Origin of the sequence: Chitinophaga sp. (assembly GCF_036569185.1) — a bacterium.
In the GTDB taxonomy this organism is placed as follows: Bacteria; Bacteroidota; Bacteroidia; order Chitinophagales; family Chitinophagaceae; genus Chitinophaga.
In genome coordinates this window covers 1-3,923 of the sequence record NZ_DATCRD010000378.1, presented here as the reverse complement: position 1 = coordinate 3,923, position 3,923 = coordinate 1, and the positions used below count along the sequence as shown (strand labels likewise).

Below are 3,923 nucleotides of genomic sequence, written 5' to 3'. Positions count from 1 at the left end.
AGCTGGTACAGGAAAGCGGCTTCATTACTGGTTCTTCCCGAAGTGTAAAATATGGCTTCGTTGGGGGAGGATAATTTATGAAGATGACCGGCAATAATTTTATACGCGTCCGCCCAGGCGACAGGAGCATAGTGTGTGGCTCCGGGAGCCAGGTACATGGGCTGGGCTATCCTGCCTTTTTTACCTATCTCATAATCTGTTAAAGCGCCCAGATCTGCCACACTGTTCGCCGCAAAAAAGTCCGGCGTCACTCTTTTGGTGGTCGCTTCTTCTGCTATGGCTTTAGCGCCGTTCTCACAATACTCGGCAATGCCGGATCTTTCATCGTCGGGATCGGGCCATGCACATCCGGGGCAATCGAACCCATCTTTCTGGTTAAGCTCCAGCAATGCTTTCATTCCCCGGAAGGCATTCATTTCCTCCAGGATATGCCGCATACTGGAAACTACTGCGGGGATGCCTGCGGCAACTTGTTTTGGCGTCCCCAGTTTAATACCGGTAAACCGCACCGGGTTTTCCGCGCTATCCATTACAGGTAATATTATTTTATCTGGCATCAATTCTTTCTGCTCCACTGTAAATATTAAAACGTTGATCCTTTAAAAAGCCCAGCAGGGTAATATTCCATTCAGCGGCCATTTTTACCGCCATACTGGAAGGCGCGCCGATGGCGGCAATTACAGGTATTCCGGCCATGGCGGCTTTCTGGATCAGCTCAAATCCTGCGCGGCCGCTGAGCAGCAGCACACACTTGTCCAGCGGCACTGATGGTTGCTGCAGGGCGGCGCCTATGAGTTTGTCTACCGCGTTATGTCGACCAATATCTTCGCGCAGCAGGAGCAATTCCATGTTACGGCTAAAAAGCGCCGCCGCATGTAATCCGCCGGTGGATTGAAAAAGCGCCTGTTCGTTCCGCAGTATCGCAGGCAAACCAAATAATTTTTCTGCGGCCAGGCGAAAGTTACTGCGATTAACAGTAACGCCTGTATGAATATCGGCCATATCCGTTTTGCCGCATACCCCACAGGCGGCGGTAGCCGCGAAATTACGTTGGGTATTGCCCAGGCGGGCAACGATGGAAGGCTTCAGATGAACGGTAGCAATGCTCCCGTTGCTGTCTTCCGACAAAATAATTTCCTGGATAGCGCTGTGCTCACCAATCACACCTTCGGTAAACAGGAAACCGGCAGCCAGTTCCATATCCTCGCCAGGCGTGCGCATGGTAACGGAAATGTTCTGCTGCCGGCGGTTATGGGAAGGCCCATGCACCAGTCTTATTTCGAGTGGATCTTCTGCGGCGAGGGTATCACTGGCATCTGTAATACTTTCTGCCGTTACTTTCTTAACACGGGTATGAACAACTGCATTCGTCATATTCAAATTTACACTTTCACCACCATCTTACCGCTGTTTCTTCCCGAAAATAATCCGAGTAATGCAGCCGGCAGCTGGTCAAATCCTTCCACCACGGTTTCAGTGTATTTTATTTTTCCTTCTTTTACCCATTCAGAGAGCTGTTTGAAACCTTCGCCAAACCTGCTGGTGTAGTTGGTCATAGTAAATCCCTGCATAAGAATGCTCCTCGTTACCATAATAGGTTGAATACGCGGACCTACGGGTACTTCTGTGGAATTATACAGGGCGATCTGTCCGCATAGCGGCACGCGGGCAAAGAAATTGAGATGTCTGATCACCGCATCGGAGATCTCGCCGCCTACATTATCGAAATAAATATCCACGCCATTGGGGCAGGCGGCGGCAATAGCCGCTTCTATGTTTTGATTGCCTTTATAGTCGATAGCTGCATCGAAGTTAAAGGTATCGGTGAGCATCTTTACTTTTTCTGCGCCTCCGGCGATGCCTACTGCGCGACAGCCAAATATCCGTGCAATTTGTCCCGCCACTATACCTACGGCGCCTGCTGCGCCGGATACCACTACAGTTTCCCCGGCTTTGGGTTTGCCAATATCCATCAGGCCAAAGTAAGCAGTAAGCCCGGGTACGCCCAGCAGGCCAAGGTAAGAGGTAAGCGGGATACTCTCGTCGATCTTACGGAGGTGCTCTTCCGCGAAGATGGCAGCGGTGGCCCAGGGCAGAAAGGGTTTTGGGCCGCTGCCCATTACTTTATCGCCTGTTTTAAAGAGTGCGCTTTTGCTATGGGTTACTTCCCCTATACCAGTGCTTTCAATAGGCTCGCCTACCTGGAAAGGTGGTATATACGATGGTGCGTCGTTCATACGGCCACGCATATACGGATCTACAGAAAAGTAAAGGGGCTTTACCATCACCTCGCCATCCTGCAGCTCGGGTAAAATAGCGTCTACGGTTTCAAAGTTGCTGGCTACAGGTAATCCTTTGGGCCTTGTGGCCAGGAGGATCTGTTTTATTTTCATACATCCGGGTATTTAAAAATGAGGAATGGCAATGATTATTTAACAGTTAAAAAATGCTTTTGTTTATCAGCCGGGAAAGTAGCGAAATTAACAATGAAAAATGTACATTCGGGGTAAGAATCTTCACCCGTAAAAATTAAAATCTACTATGCGTCTTGATGATGAAGAAATGAGCGAAAACGTCGAGAAACGGACTGGTGGCGGCATGCGCAAGATCGGTGTGGGCGGCGGTATTGGCACCGTTATCATTATAGTATTGGCCCTGATCTTTAAGCAGGATCCACAACAGGTAATGCAGGTGGTTCAACAGGCAAGCCCCGGGCAGGAGCAGGCCGGCACCGCTGAAAAGCTCACAAAGGAAAATGCAAATGCCTTCGAAGTGATGTCTTCCAAAGTGCTCCGCAGTACCGAAAGGGTATGGAAGCAGGGATTCCAGGAAAGGAACAAAACCTATGAAGTACCCGGAATGGTGTCTTTCGAAAAAGGTACCAACTCCGGCTGCGGTTTTGCGGAATCAGCAATGGGACCGTTTTACTGCCCGGCCGACCGCAAAGTATACCTGGATGTTTCTTTCTTTAATGAACTGGAGCAACAGTTTGGTGTAAAGGGTGATTTCGCAAAGGCATATGTGATTGCGCATGAAGTAGGGCATCACGTACAGAACCTGCTGGGCATCAGCAATAAATTGCAGGCTATGCGTTCCCGGCTAAGCGAAAAGGAATACAACAAATTATCGGTGATGCTGGAATTGCAGGCCGATTTCCTGGCGGGCGTATGGGCTAACCGCGCCAATAAGATCCGGCCTTTCCTGGATCCGGGAGATATTGAATCTGGCCTGAGCGCTGCCAGCGCGGTGGGCGACGATCGCCTGCAACAGGCCAGTACAGGACAGGTGGTACCTGATGCTTTTACGCACGGCACTTCTGAACAAAGAATGTTCTGGTTCAAAAAAGGCTTTGAATCCGGGAATGTGGCCGACGGGGACACAGGTATTGGCCTGGGCTCCTGGTAACAGGACGAACGGTTTCCTGGGCTGTATTGCTGTAAAATGCAGTGGTACAGCCCAGGAAGCTCCGCCATGTTGGTAAAACCGGGTGTCCCGCCTGTTACTATATATCCAGCATTTCCTTCGCCAGTTCAATCATCCGGGGATCTCCCGTATATTTACCGTTCACGTCCGACAATTTCACTACAGGCGTCCACCGCGGCGCGTCTTCCGGCAGGGCTTCATACATCTTGATCACAATATTCAGGGCGGTTAATCCCACATCATTGGTAAAGTTGGTACCAATACCAAACGACATCCCTATCTTACCACGGCAATAGGCGGCGATATCCGCCACTTTCTCATAATTGAGCCCGTCTGAAAAAATAATGGTTTTGCTGAGAGGATCTACATTTTTCCCCTTGTAGTGGGTAATTGTGCGGTCTGCAAATAAGATGGGATCGCCGCTGTCGTGCCGCACCCCGTCGAACAGCCGCGCGAATTTTTTATCGAACTGCTCAAAGAAAACAGGCGTGGTATAAGTA

At 50.0% G+C, this 3,923-nt stretch carries 3 protein-coding genes and 2 pseudogenes; 1 reads left to right on the top strand and 4 read right to left on the bottom strand.

What is annotated here, in order from left to right:
- From VIM72_RS28550 to VIM72_RS28540, 3 genes and pseudogenes are all read right to left on the bottom strand, one after another.
- Positions 1 to 530, bottom strand: a pseudogene (locus VIM72_RS28550) (hypothetical protein); the annotation flags it as partial.
- Between the two features lie 16 nt (positions 531 to 546).
- Entirely contained in the window at positions 547 to 1,374 is an 828-nt protein-coding gene (fdhD, locus tag VIM72_RS28545; protein ID WP_332006216.1) for a formate dehydrogenase accessory sulfurtransferase FdhD, read from the bottom strand.
- Positions 1,375 to 1,382: 8 nt separating this feature from the next.
- Positions 1,383 to 2,393, bottom strand: coding sequence for an NADP-dependent oxidoreductase (locus VIM72_RS28540; RefSeq protein WP_332006215.1), 1,011 nt, complete (start codon positions 2,391 to 2,393; stop codon positions 1,383 to 1,385).
- Positions 2,394 to 2,541: 148 nt separating this feature from the next.
- Here VIM72_RS28540 and ypfJ point away from each other — a divergent pair, with 148 nt between their 5' ends.
- A complete protein-coding gene (gene ypfJ, locus VIM72_RS28535; RefSeq protein WP_332006214.1) occupies positions 2,542 to 3,405 on the top strand; it encodes a KPN_02809 family neutral zinc metallopeptidase in 864 nt (287 codons plus the stop codon).
- Positions 3,406 to 3,502: 97 nt separating this feature from the next.
- Here the strand turns inward: ypfJ and VIM72_RS28530 are convergent.
- Positions 3,503 to 3,923: pseudogene (locus tag VIM72_RS28530) on the bottom strand (nicotinate phosphoribosyltransferase); the annotation flags it as partial.

Excerpts from the sequence above, each read along its gene's own strand:
- VIM72_RS28540 (WP_332006215.1), bottom strand. The coding sequence starts at position 2,393 with ATGAAAATAAAACAGATCCTCCTGGCCACAAGGCCCAAAGGATTACCT.
- fdhD (WP_332006216.1), bottom strand. The coding sequence starts at position 1,374 with ATGACGAATGCAGTTGTTCATACCCGTGTTAAGAAAGTAACGGCAGAA.
- ypfJ (WP_332006214.1), top strand. The coding sequence starts at position 2,542 with ATGCGTCTTGATGATGAAGAAATGAGCGAAAACGTCGAGAAACGGACT.